We start from the raw sequence: 16,053 nt of genomic DNA, 5'->3' as shown, positions 1-16,053 counted from the left end.
CGGTCTAGGTAGTTCACAAGACCAGGGGGCGCACGACCATGTCATCCATCCTCACGCCGGACTCCGCACCGGAGTTCTCCGCCGCCGCCACGGCCGTCGCGGGCGTGCTCGGCGCCTATCTCCTCCTGGTCGAGCCGTGGCTCGGCCGCCGGATGTACGCCTCGCTGGCGCGCCGCCGCGCCACCGAACCGCGCGCGCTAGTGCGCTACTTCACCTTCTCCATCGGCTTCTGGTGGGTGTTCGCCGCACTGGCGTCGACGACCCTGCTGCTCTCGCCGGACGTCACGGCCGCGGACCTCGGACTGGCACTGCCCGAGGACCCGCTCTTCTTCTTCCCCGTGGTCCTCCTCTTCGCGGTGATCGCCGTCGCGTCCGGGCGGGCCTTCCGGGACATGGCCAAGGAGGGCAAGCACATCCCGGGCCGCGCCGCCATCGAGGCGATGCTGCCGCGCACCGGCACGGAGCGGCGGCTCGCGATCGCCGCCGCGGTGACCGACGGCGTCTGCGCGGAACTGGTCTACCGCGGCCTGCTCATCGCCTTCGGCGTCGGCGCCCTCGGCCTCGACCCCTATCTGGCGGCGGCGCTCTCACTCGCCGTGTACGCGCTCGCGGGCTGGTACCAGGGCGGCACCGGCATCGTCGTCCTCGCCCTCTTCGGCGCGCTGCTCACCGGCCTGTACCTGGCCACCGGCAGCCTGCTCCTGCCCATCGCCGTGCACGCCATGATCAGCGTGCGCGACCTGCTGATCCCGGCGCCCGAACTGCCGCGCGCCCAGGGCGGGACGGCGTGAGCGCGGACCGGCGCGCCAGCTGGTTCAAGGGCGTGCTCGACCTCCTGGTCCTCGCCTCCCTCACCGACGGCGAGAGCTACGGCTACGAGATCGCCAAGCAGCTCGGCGCGGCGGGCTTCGGACAGATCAAGGGCGGCACGCTGTACCCCGTCCTGAACCGTCTGGAGGAGGCGGGCCTGGTGGCGGCGGAGTTCCGGGCCACGGAGAAGGGGCCCGGCAGGCGCTATTACACACTCACCTCCGAAGGCCGCGAAGTCCTCTCCTCCCAGGGCGAGTTGTGGCTGGCCTTCGACGGTTCGGTACGTGAGGTCCTGGCGAAGGCGGGAGTGCGATGAACTCGGCGGACACGGTGGCGGGATACCTCGACGACCTGGGCGCGCGGCTGCGGGAGCTGGGGCTGCCCGCCGAACACGTCCGGGTGACCGTCGCGGACCTCGCGGCGCACCTCGCGGAGTGCGGGGGCACGGCGGAGGAGGAGTTCGGGCCGGTCGAGGAGTTCGCGCGCGAGCTGGCGCCGGCGGGGGCGGTGCGGGAGGCTCCGCCGCGGGCCGCCCAGGAGAGGGACGCGCGGACCGACCCGGAGGGGGACGCGCGGACCGAGGTCTGGCGGTGGACCGCCGACACGTTCGTCGACGAGGAACTCCTCGGCCGGTTCGGCGACGAGGGCTGGGAGATGCGGCGGGTCGACGCGGTCGGCCGGTTCGTCTGCCACCGGGACCTCGACCGCCCCCAGCGGTGGGAGTACCGGCGGGAGCTGGTCACGCGTGGCCGCGAGGGCCTGGACGAGCGGTTGGCGCCCGAGGGCTGGGAGGCCTGCGGCGACTGGGTGGTGTACGCGTGGTTCAAGCGCCCGCGCGCGGCGAGCCTCGGCCCCGCCGCGGAACTGTCCACGATCCCCGCACCCCCCACCCGCCGCACCTACTTCAGCCCCCGCTTCTACGCACTCCTCGCCCTCCTGGCGACCGCCCTCACCGCCTCCGCGGTGACCGCCGCCCTCCGGGACGGAGACGCGACCTCCGGCCTGGGCTACGTCACGGGCCTCGTGGCCGGGGCGGGGGTGCCGGTGGCCCTGTTCGTGACTTGGCGCCATTGGCGTAACCGTCGTCCATAACGGCACCGTGGGCCTGGGCTGTGCCCACCCTCCCCCAAGCTCTCGGCTTCGCTCGAGCAGGGGGGGGGACCCCCATCGCCCCTGGCAGCCCAGCTGCCCACAGGGTAGGGGGGCACAGGTAGATCGCAGCCGCCGAAGGACCGTCCGTGGCACAAGCGGCCAGGAGCCTGCGGCCGACTGGAAACGGGCGGGCGGGTGGGAGACCCGCCGCGAAGCGGCGAATAAGGACTGACGGCCCGCAGTCGCCGAGCGACCTTCCGTGGCACAGGCGGCCAGGAGCCCGCGTCCGACTGGAAACGGGTGGGCGGGGTGGGAGAGGGGATCCGGCGCGCAGCGGCGGGACCGAAGTCCCGGCTAGCGCAGAGCCGCCCGCATCATCGCCGAAGCCACCGGCGCCGCAAGCCCATTGCCGCTGACCTCCGACCGCGCGGCGTCGGACGACTCCACGATCACAGCGACAGCGACCTCCTTGCCGTCCCCGCCCTTGGCGTACGAGGTGAACCAGGCGTACGGCGTCTTGGAGTTGTTCTCACCGTGCTGGGCGGTACCGGTCTTGCCCCCGACGACGGCCCCGTCGATCTTCGCGTTGGTGCCCGTACCCTCCTCGACGACCGTCTTCATGGCGGACTGCAACCCCTCGGCGGTGCCGGCACTCATCACCCGCTTCGAGCCCTCGTCACCGAAGTCCCGCAGCACGTTCCCGTCCGCGTCGGTCACCTTCGACACCATGTGCGGGGACGCCAGCTCCCCGCCGTTGGAGATCGCGGCGGAGACGAGGGCCATCTGCAGCGGCGTGGCGGTGACGTCGAACTGTCCGATGCCGGTGAGCGCGGTCTGCGCCTTGTCCATGCCGGAGGGGTAGGAGCTCTCCGCCGCCCGCACGGGCACGTCCAGCTTGTCGGTGTTGAAGCCGAACTTCTCGGCCTGGGCCTTGACCTTGTCCTGCCCGAGGTCGACGGCCATCTTGGCGAAGACGTTGTTGCAGGAGTACCGCAGGGCCGTGCGGATCGTGGCGTCCTCGCAGGGCGCGGAGGCGTTCTCGTTCTTGAGGACGGTCCGTGTCCCGGGCAGCGTGTACGGGTCGGGGCTCGCGGTCTTCTCGTCGACCGACCCGTAGAGCCCGCTCTCCAGCGCGGCCGCCGCGACGACCAGCTTGAACGTCGAGCCGGGCGGCAGCGGCTGGCGCAGCGCGCGGTTCACCATCGGCTTGTCCTCGTCGGAGGTCAGGGCCTTCCACGCGTCGCCGTCGGTGGAACCGCTGATCTTCGACGGGTCGTACGACGGCGTGGAGACCATGCCGAGGATCTTCCCGGTCTTTGGGTCGACGGCGACGGCCGCGCCCTTCTTGTCGCCGAGCGCCTTGTACGCGGCCTTCTGGACGGCCGGGTCGATGGTCGTGAGGACGTCACCGGGGTCGGCACGCTTGTTGGTGAGCGTGTCGAGGGGGTTCTTGAGGCGGTTGTCGGTGCCGTCGAGGAGGTCCTTGTAGATGCCCTCCAGCTGGGTGGCTCCGTACACCTGTGAGCTGTAGCCGGTGACGGCGGAGTACAGCGGGCCGTCCTTGTAGGTGCGTTTGTACGCCAGGTCACCGCCCTTCGTGCGCTTCGAGCCGGTGACGGCGTCCCCGGCCACGATGATGTCGCCCAGCGGGTACGCGTACTGCTCGATCGCGTTGCGCCGGTTCAGCTTGTCGTCCGCGAGTGCCTTCGAGTCGTGGAACTGCACCCAGGTCGCCCGCACAAGCAGGGCGAGCACCAGGAGCAGCACGAACACCGAGGTGTGCCTGATCGTCTTGTTCATCCCACAGAAGGACGAGCACGCCTCCGCTTTCCGTTCCCCTCTTGCGGCGATGTGTCCGTTTTCTCAGGAGCTCTTCATGAACCGTGCCGCTCAGGAGCTCTTCATGAAGCCCGCCTCGTACGCCGCGATCACCGCCTGCGTGCGGTCCCGTGCCCCCGTCTTCGCGAGGACCGCCGCCACATGCGTCTTCACCGTCGCCGGACCGACCTCCATCCGCTCGGCGATCTCCGCGTTGGTGAGCCCGGCCGCCATCAGCCGCAGCACCTCGCTCTCGCGCCCGGTGAGCCGCGCGATCCAGGGCGCCTGCGCCGCCTCGGGGCGTCCGTGCTCGGCGGCGAGCGCGCGCACGGCCGCGGGGAACAGCAGCGAGTCGCTGCGCGCCACCAGGCGCACCGCCTGCACCAGCGCCTCCGCCTCGGCCCGCTTCAGGAGGAAGCCGGACGCTCCGGCGCGCAGCGCCTCGTACACGTAGGAGTCGTTCTCGAAGGTCGTGACGACGACGATGCGGGGCGGCTCGGGCATCGTCTGGAGGATCTGCTCGGTGGCGCGGATGCCGTCGATCTCCGGCATCCGTACGTCCATGAGCACCACGTCGGGCCGCAGCTCGCGCACCACGGACACCGCCTCGGCGCCGGTCGCCGCCTCGCCGACGATCTCCAGGTCGGGCTCGGCGGCGAGGATGGCGCGCAGCGCGGTGCGCACCATGCGCTCGTCGTCGGCGAGGACGACGCGCAGCGGGGCGGCGGGGTCGGTCATGGGTGTCCCTTCGTGCGGGTCGTGCGGGTCGTGCGGGTCGTGCCGCGGGGCGTGCGGGTCATGCGAGCCCCGTCAGGGGCAGTCGTACGTGGAGTCGCCAGGTGGGGGCGGTGGTGGCCGTGGCCGCGCCGTCGGCCGGAGCGGCGGCATCGGGCGGGCCGTCGACGGGTCCGGCCTGCGCCGTGCCGCCGAGGAGGCGGGCCCGGTCGGCGATGCCGCGCAGACCGTGGCCGCCGCCCGCGCGGGTGGGCGCGGTCCCGGCGGCGGGCAGCGGGTTCTCGGCGACGATCTCCAGGCCGGACCCGTCGAGGACGACGCGCAGGGTCACGACGGTGTCCGCCCCGGCGTGCTTGAGGGCGTTGCTGAGGGCTTCCTGCACGATGCGGTAGCCCTCGCGGGACACCATCGGCGGCAGCGCCTCCGCGTACCCGGACCCCGACGTGCCGAGCACCTCGGCGTCGATGTCCGCGTCGACGCGGAGGCCGCCCGCCCGGGTGCGGTCGAGGAGCCCGGCGAGGTCGCCGCCGAGCGTGGGCGCCGGTGCGGTGGAGCCGCGCTCGCCGCCCTCGCGCAGCACACCGAGGACGGCGTCCAGCTCACCGACGGTCCGCCGGGTGGTCTCCTCGATGGCGGCCAGGGCCTCGCGGACGAACTCGGGGTCGCGGTCGAGCAGTTTGCGGGCCGCGCTCGCCTGGAGCGTGACGGCGCTCAGCGCATGGCCCACCGAGTCGTGCAGCTCCCGGGCGAGGCGGTTGCGCACGGCCAGGTCGGCGGCGCGGCGCTCGGCGTCGGCGAGGCGGTCGGCGGGCGTGGGCCCGAGCAGCAGCGGCGCCCAGCGTGCGAGGAGGGCACCCGCACCCGCCACGCACCCGGCGAGCGCGGCGAGGAACAGGGTGCCCGTGACCGGTCCGAGCGCGAGCACCCAGGGTTCCCGCAGGTTCTCGGGGAGCCCGAGCCAGGAGTCCCCGAGGAGCACGAAGACCGGCAGGAGGATCTGGAAGGTCGCGAACGGCACGAGTCCGAGCGTCATCCCGCTGATGACCCCGCCGAAGCCGAGGTGCAGCGTGAACCAGGCGACGGTGCGCCCGCGCGCGGCCCGTGACCGCGGCGGCCCGTCGGCGAGCGACGCGTCGGGAACCTGGCACAGCGCCCGCACCGCCGCCACCGACATCGGCCGGGTCAGCGGGAACAGCGCGGTGATCGCGGCCAGCGGCAGCCCGAACGCGAACGACAGGAGCTGGGAGGTGAACGAACCGAACATCATGGCCTCGCCGAGCAGCGGCCCGGCCATCGTCGACCCGACGAAGACGTACGGCATGGCGAGCGCGCCGCCGAGGATCAGATGGATCCACCGGCGCCGCGTCCGCCGCCCGACGAGGACCGTGGCGAACCGCCGCACACCGCCCGAGGACAGTCGTCTCACGCGGACTGCCGTGGGCTCTGCGGGGCGACCCGGGGCGTGGTGCGTGTGCCCCCGGTGCGCGCCGCCGCCCGCTCCTTGAGGAAGCGTGCCCCCGTCGCCGCCACGAGCGTTCCGATGATCATCTGCACAGCGTAGGACAGGACCATCGCGGACGTGGGCTGCTCGGCCACGTCCCCGGAGCCCGCGAGCGTCGCCACGAACAGCCACCCGCCCCAGCACGCCACCGCGCCGGACCCGGCCCAGGCGAGTGCGAGCGGCACCTTCACGGGCAGCGCGGGCAGCCGCCGGAACGCGAGGACCAGGGCGCCCGCCACGGCCGCGGCGAGGTAGCCGAACTCCAGGACCGAGAGGACGTGGAAGTCGGACGTGCGCTCGGCGACGCGCGACTCGTTCAGGCCGAACGTCGAGCCGCCCGCCCACAGCAGCCGCAGCCCGGCCGGGTACAGGGCGAGCACCGCGGCCACCACCGCGCACACCCGCGGCGCCCGCCCGCCCGGGCCCGCCTTCGGCAGGTCCCACATCCGGCCCCGCCACAGGTGCCCCCACCGGTCGCGGGCGTACAGGACGAACAGCGTCCCCAGGCTGAGCCCTTGGAGGATGAACCCGCCGTACACCACCCCGAACACCCAGTCGTCGAGGAAGGCCGCGCGCCCGGTCTCCTCGGGGGTGTCCACGGATCCGCCGAACGCCCGCACCGCGAGCTGCGTCGGGAACCCGGCCATGATCGGCAGCAGCAGGCCGGTCGCGGCCCACATGGGCAGGCCGAGCAGCCAGGCCGGTACGCGTCGGCCCCAGGGCCGCGTGAGCAGCAGGGCGAGGACGATGACGGCGCCGTCCATGAGGACGGTGACGCTGTTGGCGACGGCCATCAGACCGCGGTGGTCGAGGAGGGAGCTGCCGTCCGGGATGCCGATGTGGCTCCCGGCGATCCAGGCGACCTTCAGGGAGAGGTAGGGCAGGCAGGCGGCCACGGCGACGGCGCGCAGCAGCGGCCGGAGCCTGCCGGGGGAGGGGCGCGCGCCGAGGTCGGCGGCCGGGGCGAGGACGGGTGTCTGGCTCATGCCCCCACGCTCCCGCCGCGGCCCCGCCCACCGCCTCCTGCCTGCCGGTGAACCACCTCCGCCGCACGGGGGAGGGGACACCGGCCCGCGAGGAGGGGCACGGGGGAGCCGCGCGGCGGGGGCGGGTGGGCCTCAGAGCCGCCGCGTGGCCAGCGTGAGCCGGTCCCGCGCGTCGAACAGCGCGTCCTTGACCATCTGCTCGTGGGCGGGCGTCAGGCGGGCCACCGGGACCGAGCAGCTGATGGCGTCCCGCGCGGGGGTGCGGTAGGGGATGGCCACGCCGAAGCAGCGCAGGCCAAGGGTGTTCTCCTCGCGGTCCACGGCGAAGCCCTGGTCGCGTACCGCGTGCAGTTCCTCGATGAGCTTCTCGCGGTCGGTGATCGTGTTCTCGGTCAGCGACGGCAGCGTCTCGGGGAGCATCTTGCGGACCTGCTCGTCGGTGTGCGAGGCGAGCAGCGCCTTGCCGAGCGACGTGGAGTGGGCGGGCAGGCGCCGGCCCACGCGCGTGAAGGGGCGCAGATAGTGCTGGGACTGGCGGGTGGCCAGGTACACCACGTTCGTGCCGTCGAGGCGGGCGAGGTGGATGGTCTCCGTGGTGTCGTCGGAGAGCCGGTCCAGCGTCGGGCGGGCCGCCGCCACCACCTCGTCGCCGTCGATGTACGACGTGCCGACGAGCAGCGCCCGCACCCCGATGCCGTAGCGCGTACCGGTCGCGTCCGTCTCGATCCAGCCCAGCTCGACGAGGGTGCGGAGCAGCATGTAGAGGCTGGACTTCGGGTATCCGACGGCCTCCTGGACGTCGGCGAGGGCGTGCATCCCGGGCCGCCCCGCGAAGAACTCCAGCAACTCCACCGTCCGCACCGCGGACTTGACCTGCGCGCCCCCGCCCGTCTCCCCAGCCGACATCGCCCTTGACCCCTCACGTCCGACAGGAAATAGTCTCCACTGTCCCCCACGATTCATCATCGGGGACGGCGTTCAGCATATCGAACGCCCCTGGTGAGTGGCAGCAGATCCGACGCACGGCGAGCGGCTCGTGGCATCCGGGCCGCGGACACCGGCTCGCACGGCAACCCTGGAGGAACCCGCGGTGGCAGCAGCACCAGTCTGGAGTGTGGACCCCCGAACCGGGAAGCGGCGCGCACAGGTCGCCGCCGAGGCCACCGCGCAGGACGTGGACCACGCCGTCACGGCCGCGCACGCGGCGCGCGCCGCGCTGGCCGACCGCACCGTCCGCACGGCCTTCCTGCGCACCGCGGCCGACCTCCTGGAGGCCGCGGCGGACGACCTGGTCGCGACCGCGGACGCCGAGACGGCCCTCGGCACCGCCCGCCTCACCGGCGAACTGGCCCGCACCCGCTACCAGTTGCGGGCCTTCGCGGACCTCGTCGACGAGGGCGCCTACCTCGGCGTCGTCATCGACCACCCCGACAGCGCCGCCACACCCCCCGTCCCGGACCTGCGCCGGTACAAGATCCCCCTCGGCGTCGTCGCCGTCTACGCCGCGTCCAACTTCCCCTTCGCCTTCTCCGTGCCCGGCGGCGACACCGCGAGCGCCCTGGCCGCCGGCTGCCCCGTCGTCGTCAAGGCGCACCCCGACCACCCCGACACCTCCGAGCGCGTCGCCGCCGTCCTGCGCGCCGCCGCCGCGCGCCACGGACTGCCCGAGGCGGTCGTCGGCCTGGTGCACGGCTTCGAGGCGGGCGTCGACCTGGTCCGCCACCCGCTGGTCGCCGCCGCGGGCTTCACCGGTTCGGTACGCGGCGGCCGCGCCCTGTTCGACGCGGCGGCCGCGCGCCCCGTGCCGATCCCCTTCCACGGCGAACTCGGCTCCCTCAACCCGGTCGTCGTCACCGAGGCCGCCGCCGCCGAGCGCGGCGAGCAGATCGGCACCGGCCTCGCGGGCTCCATGACCCTCGGCGTCGGCCAGTTCTGCGTGAAGCCCGGCCTGGTCCTCGCCCCCGAGGGCGCGGGCGGCGACCGGCTCCTGAAGTCCCTCACGGAGGCCGTCGGCGCCACCGACGCCGGGGTCCTCCTCGACCACCGCATGCGCGACGACTTCGTCGCCGGAGTCGTCGAGCGCGCCCAACTGCCCGACGTGAGCGCCCCGGTGGCGCCCGGCGCGGCCGACGAGCACACCGTCACCGCCGGGTTCCTCACCGTCCCCGCCGCCCGCCTCGCCGCCGAGGGCGCCCACGACCTGCTCCTCGAAGAGTGCTTCGGGCCGGTCACCGTCGTCGCCCGGTACACCGAGGAGGCCGAGATCTCGGCGGTGCTCGCCCGGCTCCCCGGCAACCTCACCGCGACCGTCCACCTGTCCGCCGACGAGGCCGCGGGCGCCCCGGCCGCCCAGGGCCGCGGCACCCGGCTCCTCGCCGAGCTGACCCCGCTCGCCGGGCGGGTCCTCGTCGACGGCTGGCCCACCGGCGTCGCCGTGGCCCCCGCCCAACAGCACGGCGGCCCCTACCCCGCCACCACCAGCACCTCGACGTCCGTCGGCGGCACCGCCATCGAGCGCTGGCTGCGCCCCGTCGCGTACCAGAACACCCCCGAGGCGCTCCTGCCGCCGGAACTCCACGACGCCAATCCCCTCGGACTGCCGCGCCGCTACGACGGGCGCCTGGAACACTGACGGCATGAACGCCAAGGAGACCGGAAGCCTCACCCTGCCCGAACTCCCCTTCCCCCTGCGGCCGTACGGCCCCGAGGGCGACTGGAGCTACGAGAACGGCGCCCTCACCGGCTGGGCCGGGCCCCGCCAGGACCGGTTCGTGCCGCCCACCGGCGAGGCCCTCGACCCGGCGTCCGACGCGCCGCGGCTGCTCGGCGCGCCCGAGGGGGACTTCCAGCTGATCGCCCGCGTCACGGTCGGCTTCGCCGCCGCCTTCGACGCGGGCGTGCTCTACCTGCACGTGGGGGAGCGGGAATGGGCCAAGCTCTGCTTCGAGCGCTCCCCGGACCGCCCCACGATCTGCACGGTGGTCACCCGGGGCCGCTCGGACGACGCCAACGCCTTCGTCGTGGACGGCTCCAGCGTCTGGCTGCGGATCAGCCGCACGGGCACGGCGTTCGCCTTCCACGCCTCGACGGACGGCGCGCACTGGACGTTCGTGCGCATCTTCCAGCTCGGCGACGAGGAGGCGGCCGCCGCCGCGCTCGTCGGCTTCCTCGCGCAGTCGCCGCAGGGCGAGGGGTGCGTGGTGACGTTCGAGGAGATCGAGTTCCGCCCGAACTGGCCGAAGGGCCTGCGCGACGGCTCCTGAGCCGGGACCGGCCCCGGCACGTCAGAGCGTGACGCGCGTTCCCGTCGCTGCGGCCCGCTCGATCGCGTCGAGCAGCCGCTGGCGCCGGGCGGCGTCCGCGAAGTCCGGGACGGTACGGGTGCCTTCGCGCAGGTCGCGCAGGACGCGGGCGTACTGGACCCCGACGTTGTACGCGGGCTCCGCACGCAGGTCGTCCAGCTCGGGTACGTCGAAGTACCGCCCGGGGACCGGGAGTTCGGCCAGCTCCGTGGCCGAGCCCCGGGCGCCCCGCACCGTCAGACGGGCCTGCTGCAGATGCCCGTGGTCACCGGTCACGACCAGGTCGCCGTCCGTGCCGTTGATCTCCCAGTGGAAGTCGGTGCCCCGCGAGAGCCCGCCCCGGAAGTGCACGGAGGCGACGGCACCGGAGGCGAGTCGCCCGCTGACCGCGACCTGGTCCTCGACGGTCATCGGGGCGACGCGCCCGCTGCCCTCCTCCGTGACGAGCGGCCGCCGGACCGCCGTCGTCGCCGACACCTCCCCGAATTCGCCGAGCACCATGGCCAGCGCGTCCACGGTGTGACCGAAGGGGATGGTGAGCATCGTGCCGCCGTTCTCCTTCTCCAGGAGGTAGCCGCCGCCAGGCTCGAACGTCGGCCCCCAGCGGCGGCCCGACGCGACGACGCTCGTGGACAGGACCTCACCGACGAAGCCGCCCGCGACGAGGTCGCGCAGATGCCGCACGGCGGGCGCCGCACGCGCCTGGAGCCCGGCGAAGGTCCGCACCCCCGCGCGGGCCGCCGCCGCGGCGAGGTCCTCTGCCTCCGTGACGCCGTTGCCCAGCGGCCACTCCGACAGGACGTGCTTCCCGGCCGCCAGCGCCGCGAGGATCACCTCCCGGTGCCGAGGCACGCGGACGCTGACGACGACCAGGTCCACGGCCGGGTCCGCGGCCAGCTCGGCGGCACTGCCGTAGGCGCGCCCGATCCCGTACTTCTCGCCCGCGGCGCGGGCCGACTCCGGCGTCGACGCGGCCAGGGCGCGCAGGTCGTAGCCGGGGAGGCGGGTGAGGGCGGGGAGGTGGGAGTGCGGGGCCCAGCCGGAGCGGGCGGAGAGCCCGACGATGCCGACACCCGTTCTGGCCTTGATGTTCTCGATCATGCCCGGACCGTAGGACCCGGGGGCCGATCACCCGCAAGGACGCCAACTATATTCTGGAAACCATGACAGCTCAGAGCCGCTTTACGCCGCCGTCGGCGGCCGCGGAGCACCGGCACGACATCTACGGGCTGCTGTGCCCCGGCCGGGAGATCTTCGAACTGCTCGCCACCAAGTGGGTGGGCCTCGCGATCACCGCCCTGGAGGACGGCCCCCACCGCTTCGGCGAACTCCGCTCCCGCCTGGAGGGCGTGAGCCCGAAGGTCCTCACCCAGACGCTGCGCCGCCTGGAGGACTACGGCCTGGTACGCCGCACGGTCTTCGCGGAGGTCCCACCCCGCGTGGAGTACGAACTCACCCCCCTCGGCAGAGGCGCACTGGAGCCCTTGGCCCACCTGCGCACGTGGATCCGCACGAACACACACCGCTTCGGCCCTCGCACGGGGTGACCGTCGTACGCAACGGCACCGCCGGCCTGGGCGGCGGCCAGGTGGCGGTTGGAGGGCAGACGGCCCGCAGCCGCCGAACAACGGGCCGTGGCACAGGCGGCCAGAGGCCCGCGTGCGACTGGAAACGGGCGGGCGGGTGGGGGATCCGCCGCGAAGCGGCGAAAGGACTGACGGCCCGCAGCCGCCGAGCGACCGTACCCGGCACAGGCGGCCAGAAGCCCGCGGGCGAGTGGAAACGGGCGGGCGGGGTGGGAGAGCGCGGCGGGAATGGAAAGGCCCGGCCCCGGGTTGCACAAACGCGGAGGACGTCTCCGCTTCGTACGACCCAAGGAAGAACCACATGCGCGTCGAGATCTGGAGCGACATCGCCTGCCCCTGGTGCTACGTGGGCAAGGCCCGCTTCGAGAAGGCCCTCCGGGCCTTCGAGCACCAGGACGCCGTGGAGGTGATCCACCGCTCCTTCGAGCTGGACCCGAACCGCCCGAAGGGCGACACGGCCGCCGTGATCCCGATGCTGGCGCAGAAGTACGGCATGACCGAGGACCAGGCGAAGGACGCCGAGCGCCGCCTCGGCGACAACGCGGCGGCCGAGGGCCTCGCGTACCGCACCGAGGGCCGCGACCACGGCAACACCTTCGACATGCACCGCCTCCTGCACTTCGCCAGGGAGCAGGGCGGCCAGGACGCCCAGGACCGCCTCATCGGCGCGTTCTACCGCGCCAACTTCGCCGAGGAGCGCTCGGTCTTCGACGACGACGAGCGCCTGATCGCCCTCGCCGCCGACGCGGGCCTGGACGCGGACGCGGCGCGCGCGGTCCTCGCCGACCCCGACGCGTACGCCGACGCGGTCCGCGCCGACGAGCGAGAGGCCGCCGAACTCGGCGCGAACGGCGTGCCGTTCTTCGTGCTCGACCGGAAGTTCGGCGTCTCCGGCGCCCAGCCCGCGGAGGTCTTCACACAGGCCCTGGAGCAGGCGTGGGGCGCCCGCTCGCCGCTGACGGTGCTCGCCGACGGAGCGGCGGACGGCGCCGACGGCGACGCCTGCGGCCCGGACGGCTGCGCGGTCCCGCAGGCCTGACCCGCACCGGCCCCCGCTGATCTCCGCCGATCTCCGCCGCCCCGCGCCGGACGGCATCCGCCCTGGTCGGAGGCCATGAGTAAGCGTCGCTAAGCGGTACGGGGCAGACATCCGCAATGGACCGGGCCCGGCCGGGACGGCACAGTGACCTCATGGAGACTTCCGGCCAGGGCCCCGTCCAGACCGTCCAGACCGCCTCGGGCTCCGCCACGACATCGGCGGCTTTCCAGGCGCTCGTCAGCTCCGAATTCACCCCCCGCACCACGTATCTGAACAGCGCGAGCACCGGTCTCCTGCCGGGCCGCGCCGTCCGGGCCATGCACGAGGCGACGCTGTCCGTGGCGGAGGGCCGCCCCGCCGACATGTTCGCGGACGTGGAGGCGGCCCGCGCCGCCTTCGCGCGCCTGGTCGGCGTGGCGCCGAGCCGGGTCGCGGCGGGCGCGTCCGTCGCCGTGTACAGCGGCCTGGTCGCCGCCTCGCTGCCCGCGGGCGCCGAAGTCCTCACCGCCGAGGGCGACTTCAGCTCGACGGTGAACCCCTTCCACATGCGCGGCGACCTCAAGGTCCGCACCGTCCCGCTGGAGCGGATCGCGGAGTCCGTGCGCCCGGGCACCGCCCTGGTCGCGGTCTCGGCGGCGCAGTCGGCGGACGGCCGGATCGCCGATCTGCCCGCGCTGCGCGCCGCGACCCGCGCGCACGGCGCCCGCCTCTATCTGGACGCCTCGCAGGCGACGGGCTGGCTGGACCTCGTCGAGCACGTCGCCGACGTGGACTTCCTGTCGTCGGTGGCCTTCAAGTGGCTCACGTGCCCGCGGGGCGTGGCGTTCTTCGTGGTCCCCGACGGCCCCGAGGACCCGGACGCCCCCGAGGCCTTCGGCGGTGTGCCCGCGCTGCTCGCGGGCTGGGTCGCGGGCGAGCGCCCCTGGGACAGCTGCTACGGCCCGGTCACCGAACTCGCCCGCTCCGCACGGCGGTTCGACGAGAGCCCGAGCCTGTTCGCGTACGCGGGCGCGCGGCACTCCCTCGCGGTGGTCGAGGAGTTGGGCGTGGCCGCGATCCGCGCCCACGACCTGGCGCTCGCGGACCGCTTCCGCGCCGGGCTCGCGGAGGCCGGCCACGAGCCGGTGGCCGCGCCGGGGTCGCCCATCGTGTCGGTGCCCGGACTCGGCGTCCGCCAGCCGGAGTTGAGCGCGGCGGGCATCGAGGTGTCGGACCGCGCGGGCCAGTTGCGGGCGGCCTTCCACCTGTACAACACGGAGGCCGACGTGGACCGGCTCCTGGAGGCGCTCGGCAAGCGCTGAGGAGCCCCAGGCCCTGTCCGACGGGTCGGCGCGGCGTCGCGGCGACCCATCGGAAAGGCCCTAACCCCCGAGCGCCGCCCGCCGCGCCTCCTCCGGGCAGTCCGCCGTCTCCACGCAGAGGTTGGTCTCGACCCGGGTGAGCAGCCGGGCCAGCTCCGCCCGCTCGGTGGGGTCGAGCCCCGCGAGGGTGTGGTCCTCCAACTGGCCCCAGGAGCGCCGTACGTCGGCGAGCAGCCCGCAGCTGGAGTCGGTCGCCTCGACGAGCACGGCCCGGCGGTCGTCCGGGTCGGGCCGCCGCCGCACGTGCCCGGCCTGCTCCAGGCGCTGGAGCATCTTGGTGACCGTCGACGGGTCGAGGTCGAGGAGCTTGATGAGGTCGGACTGGCGCACCGGGCCCGCGTCCCACAGGTGCATCATCACGAATTCCTGGCCGGGGTAGAGGCCGAGCCCCTTCAGGAGCTTGCCCGCGGCGATGCGGTGCAGCCGGGCCACCCGGCTGATCGTCATGCTGACCGGCCCGTCCTGTGCGGCCAGAGGCAGCCGCTCGCTACACGCGGGGTCGGCCTGTGCGGCCCCCGCCGTCCCTGTGTCGGCCTTCATCGCGGCTCCTGCCCTTTCACCGGCCCGGCCCTGTCCGCCGTCGCCGTTGTGCCACCAGTGTCGTCCTGCTTCCCCTCCGAGATTAACTTGGTCGGCCAAGGAATGCGCTACAGTGGCTCTCGGTTGAATTACTTGGCCGACCAATCTTCGTACGCCCTGGAGCTGTGATGACCACCGCATTCGACCCGATCGACCTGCACGGCGTGTCCCTCACCAACCGCATCGCGCTGGCACCCATGACCCGCAGCCGGGCGGGCGCGGGCGGGGTTCCCGGCGACCTCGTCGCCGAGTACTACGCCCAGCGCGCCAGCGCGGGCCTTGTCATCACCGAGGGCGTGCAGCCCTCCCTGGTGGGCCAGGGCTACCCCGACACCCCGGGCCTGCACAGTGCCGAGCAGGTCGAGGGCTGGCGCAAGGTCACCGACGCCGTGCACGCCAAGGGCGGCCGGATCTTCGCCCAGATCATGCACACGGGCCGCATCGGCCACCCCTCGCTGCTCCCGGACGGCCTGGTGAACGTCGGCCCGTCGCCGATCGCCGCCGCGGGGCAGGTCTACACGCACGAGGGACCGAAGGACTTCGTCACGCCCCGCGAGCTGTCCGGGGACGAGGTGCGCGCCACCATCGGCGAGTTCGTCGAGGCGGCCCGCAACGCCATCGAGGCGGGCTTCGACGGCGTCGAGCTGCACGGCGCCAACGGCTATCTCATCCACCAGTTCCTCGCGCCGGGCTCCAACCAGCGCGACGACGAGTGGGGCGGGTCCCCGGAGAAGCGCATCCGCTTCGCCGTCGAGGTGTCCCGCGCCGTCGCCGCCGAGATCGGCGCCGCGCGCACGGCCATCCGCCTGTCGCCCGGCAACGAGCTCAACGGCATCCACGAGCCCGACCCGGACGAGGCCTACATCGCCCTGGCGAAGGAGCTGGGCGCCCTGAACCTGGCGTATGTGCACGTCATGGAGGTCGGCCCGATCCGCGACCTGGTCAGCCGAGTGCGCAAGGAGTTCGGGGGCGTGTTCATCCTGAACCCCTCGACCGAGGAGCCCACCGGACCCGACGACCTGGGCCTGATCGAGGACGGCACCGCCGACATCGTGTCCTTCGGCGCCCTGTTCCTCGCCAACCCGGACCTGCCCGCGCGCCTGAAGGCGGGCGGGCCGTACAACACGCCCGACAAGGCGACGTTCTTCGGCGGCGACGCCACGGGCTACACGGACTACCCGACGCTGCCGACGGCGTGAGGGTCCGCGAGAACCCGTGACGGCGGTGGCCCGGCACCCAAGAGG

At 73.7% G+C, this 16,053-nt stretch carries 16 protein-coding genes; 9 read left to right on the top strand and 7 right to left on the bottom strand.

All coding sequences use genetic code 11. The features are described 5' to 3' along the window. Positions 1–38 precede the first annotated feature (38 nt). The 3 genes from ACFVHO_RS06570 to ACFVHO_RS06560 are packed head-to-tail and all read left to right on the top strand — an operon-like array spanning position 39 to position 1,902. Complete coding sequence (locus tag ACFVHO_RS06570) at positions 39–791, top strand: CPBP family intramembrane glutamic endopeptidase (RefSeq protein ID WP_385710890.1); 753 nt, start codon at positions 39–41, stop codon at positions 789–791. Continuing rightward, positions 788–1,126 carry a PadR family transcriptional regulator gene (locus ACFVHO_RS06565; protein WP_385710888.1) on the top strand — a complete coding sequence of 113 codons (339 nt, stop codon included), beginning with the start codon at positions 788–790 and terminating at the stop codon, positions 1,124–1,126. The genes ACFVHO_RS06570 and ACFVHO_RS06565 overlap by 4 nt, the downstream gene beginning before the upstream one ends. Beyond that, the gene (locus ACFVHO_RS06560; RefSeq protein WP_385710886.1) at positions 1,123–1,902 is read left to right on the top strand and encodes a hypothetical protein; all 780 of its coding nucleotides are present in this window, start codon (positions 1,123–1,125) and stop codon (positions 1,900–1,902) included. Before ACFVHO_RS06565 ends, ACFVHO_RS06560 begins: the two co-directional genes overlap by 4 nt. A gap of 354 nt (positions 1,903–2,256) precedes the next feature. Here the strand turns inward: ACFVHO_RS06560 and ACFVHO_RS06555 are convergent, their stop codons facing one another. The 5 genes from ACFVHO_RS06555 to ACFVHO_RS06535 all read right to left on the bottom strand — a co-directional run bounded on the left by ACFVHO_RS06555 (position 2,257) and on the right by ACFVHO_RS06535 (position 7,848). Next, on the bottom strand, positions 2,257–3,702 hold the full coding sequence (locus ACFVHO_RS06555) for a peptidoglycan D,D-transpeptidase FtsI family protein (protein WP_385710884.1): 1,446 nt from the start codon (positions 3,700–3,702) through the stop codon (positions 2,257–2,259). A gap of 90 nt (positions 3,703–3,792) precedes the next feature. Next, a complete protein-coding gene (locus tag ACFVHO_RS06550; RefSeq protein WP_385710883.1) occupies positions 3,793–4,458 on the bottom strand; it encodes a response regulator in 666 nt (221 codons plus the stop codon). A 58-nt stretch (positions 4,459–4,516) separates the two neighbouring features. After that, positions 4,517–5,857 (bottom strand): sensor histidine kinase, encoded by a 1,341-nt coding sequence (locus tag ACFVHO_RS06545; protein ID WP_385711196.1) that lies wholly within the window; start codon positions 5,855–5,857, stop codon positions 4,517–4,519. Between the two features lie 20 nt (positions 5,858–5,877). Continuing rightward, positions 5,878–6,942 carry a hypothetical protein gene (locus ACFVHO_RS06540; RefSeq protein WP_385710882.1) on the bottom strand — a complete coding sequence of 355 codons (1,065 nt, stop codon included), beginning with the start codon at positions 6,940–6,942 and terminating at the stop codon, positions 5,878–5,880. A gap of 132 nt (positions 6,943–7,074) precedes the next feature. Further along, positions 7,075–7,848 (bottom strand): IclR family transcriptional regulator, encoded by a 774-nt coding sequence (locus tag ACFVHO_RS06535; protein ID WP_385710880.1) that lies wholly within the window; start codon positions 7,846–7,848, stop codon positions 7,075–7,077. A 184-nt stretch (positions 7,849–8,032) separates the two neighbouring features. Here ACFVHO_RS06535 and ACFVHO_RS06530 point away from each other — a divergent pair, with 184 nt between their 5' ends. Together ACFVHO_RS06530 and ACFVHO_RS06525 are read left to right on the top strand one after the other, a co-directional pair. Next, positions 8,033–9,574 carry an aldehyde dehydrogenase (NADP(+)) gene (locus tag ACFVHO_RS06530; RefSeq protein WP_385710878.1) on the top strand — a complete coding sequence of 514 codons (1,542 nt, stop codon included), beginning with the start codon at positions 8,033–8,035 and terminating at the stop codon, positions 9,572–9,574. Positions 9,575–9,578: 4 nt separating this feature from the next. Then, positions 9,579–10,205 carry a DUF1349 domain-containing protein gene (locus ACFVHO_RS06525; RefSeq protein WP_385710876.1) on the top strand — a complete coding sequence of 209 codons (627 nt, stop codon included), beginning with the start codon at positions 9,579–9,581 and terminating at the stop codon, positions 10,203–10,205. 21 nt (positions 10,206–10,226) lie between these two features. Here ACFVHO_RS06525 and ACFVHO_RS06520 read toward each other — a convergent pair whose 3' ends face one another. Continuing rightward, positions 10,227–11,345 carry a Gfo/Idh/MocA family protein gene (locus ACFVHO_RS06520; protein ID WP_385710874.1) on the bottom strand — a complete coding sequence of 373 codons (1,119 nt, stop codon included), beginning with the start codon at positions 11,343–11,345 and terminating at the stop codon, positions 10,227–10,229. A 62-nt stretch (positions 11,346–11,407) separates the two neighbouring features. Between ACFVHO_RS06520 and ACFVHO_RS06515 the strand changes: the two genes are divergently transcribed. The 3 genes from ACFVHO_RS06515 (at position 11,408) to ACFVHO_RS06505 (ending at position 14,170) form a co-directional block, all read left to right on the top strand. Next, on the top strand, positions 11,408–11,791 hold the full coding sequence (locus ACFVHO_RS06515; protein ID WP_385710872.1) for a winged helix-turn-helix transcriptional regulator: 384 nt from the start codon (positions 11,408–11,410) through the stop codon (positions 11,789–11,791). Positions 11,792–12,131: 340 nt separating this feature from the next. Beyond that, a complete protein-coding gene (locus ACFVHO_RS06510; protein ID WP_385710870.1) occupies positions 12,132–12,869 on the top strand; it encodes a DsbA family oxidoreductase in 738 nt (245 codons plus the stop codon). A gap of 152 nt (positions 12,870–13,021) precedes the next feature. After that, positions 13,022–14,170 (top strand): aminotransferase class V-fold PLP-dependent enzyme, encoded by a 1,149-nt coding sequence (locus ACFVHO_RS06505; RefSeq protein WP_385710868.1) that lies wholly within the window; start codon positions 13,022–13,024, stop codon positions 14,168–14,170. Positions 14,171–14,230: 60 nt separating this feature from the next. On the opposite strand, the gene ACFVHO_RS06500 is transcribed toward ACFVHO_RS06505, so the two are convergent. Beyond that, complete coding sequence (locus ACFVHO_RS06500; protein WP_385710867.1) at positions 14,231–14,770, bottom strand: MarR family winged helix-turn-helix transcriptional regulator; 540 nt, start codon at positions 14,768–14,770, stop codon at positions 14,231–14,233. A gap of 167 nt (positions 14,771–14,937) precedes the next feature. Here ACFVHO_RS06500 and ACFVHO_RS06495 point away from each other — a divergent pair, with 167 nt between their 5' ends. Beyond that, positions 14,938–16,008, top strand: coding sequence for an alkene reductase (locus tag ACFVHO_RS06495; protein ID WP_385710865.1), 1,071 nt, complete (start codon positions 14,938–14,940; stop codon positions 16,006–16,008). Positions 16,009–16,053: the final 45 nt, after the last annotated feature.

This window comes from Streptomyces sp. NPDC127108 (genome assembly GCF_042677545.1).
Lineage (GTDB): Bacteria > Actinomycetota > Actinomycetes > Streptomycetales > Streptomycetaceae > Streptomyces.
Note: the sequence above shows the minus strand (reverse complement) of the source record. Positions and strands in the feature narration are given on the sequence as shown.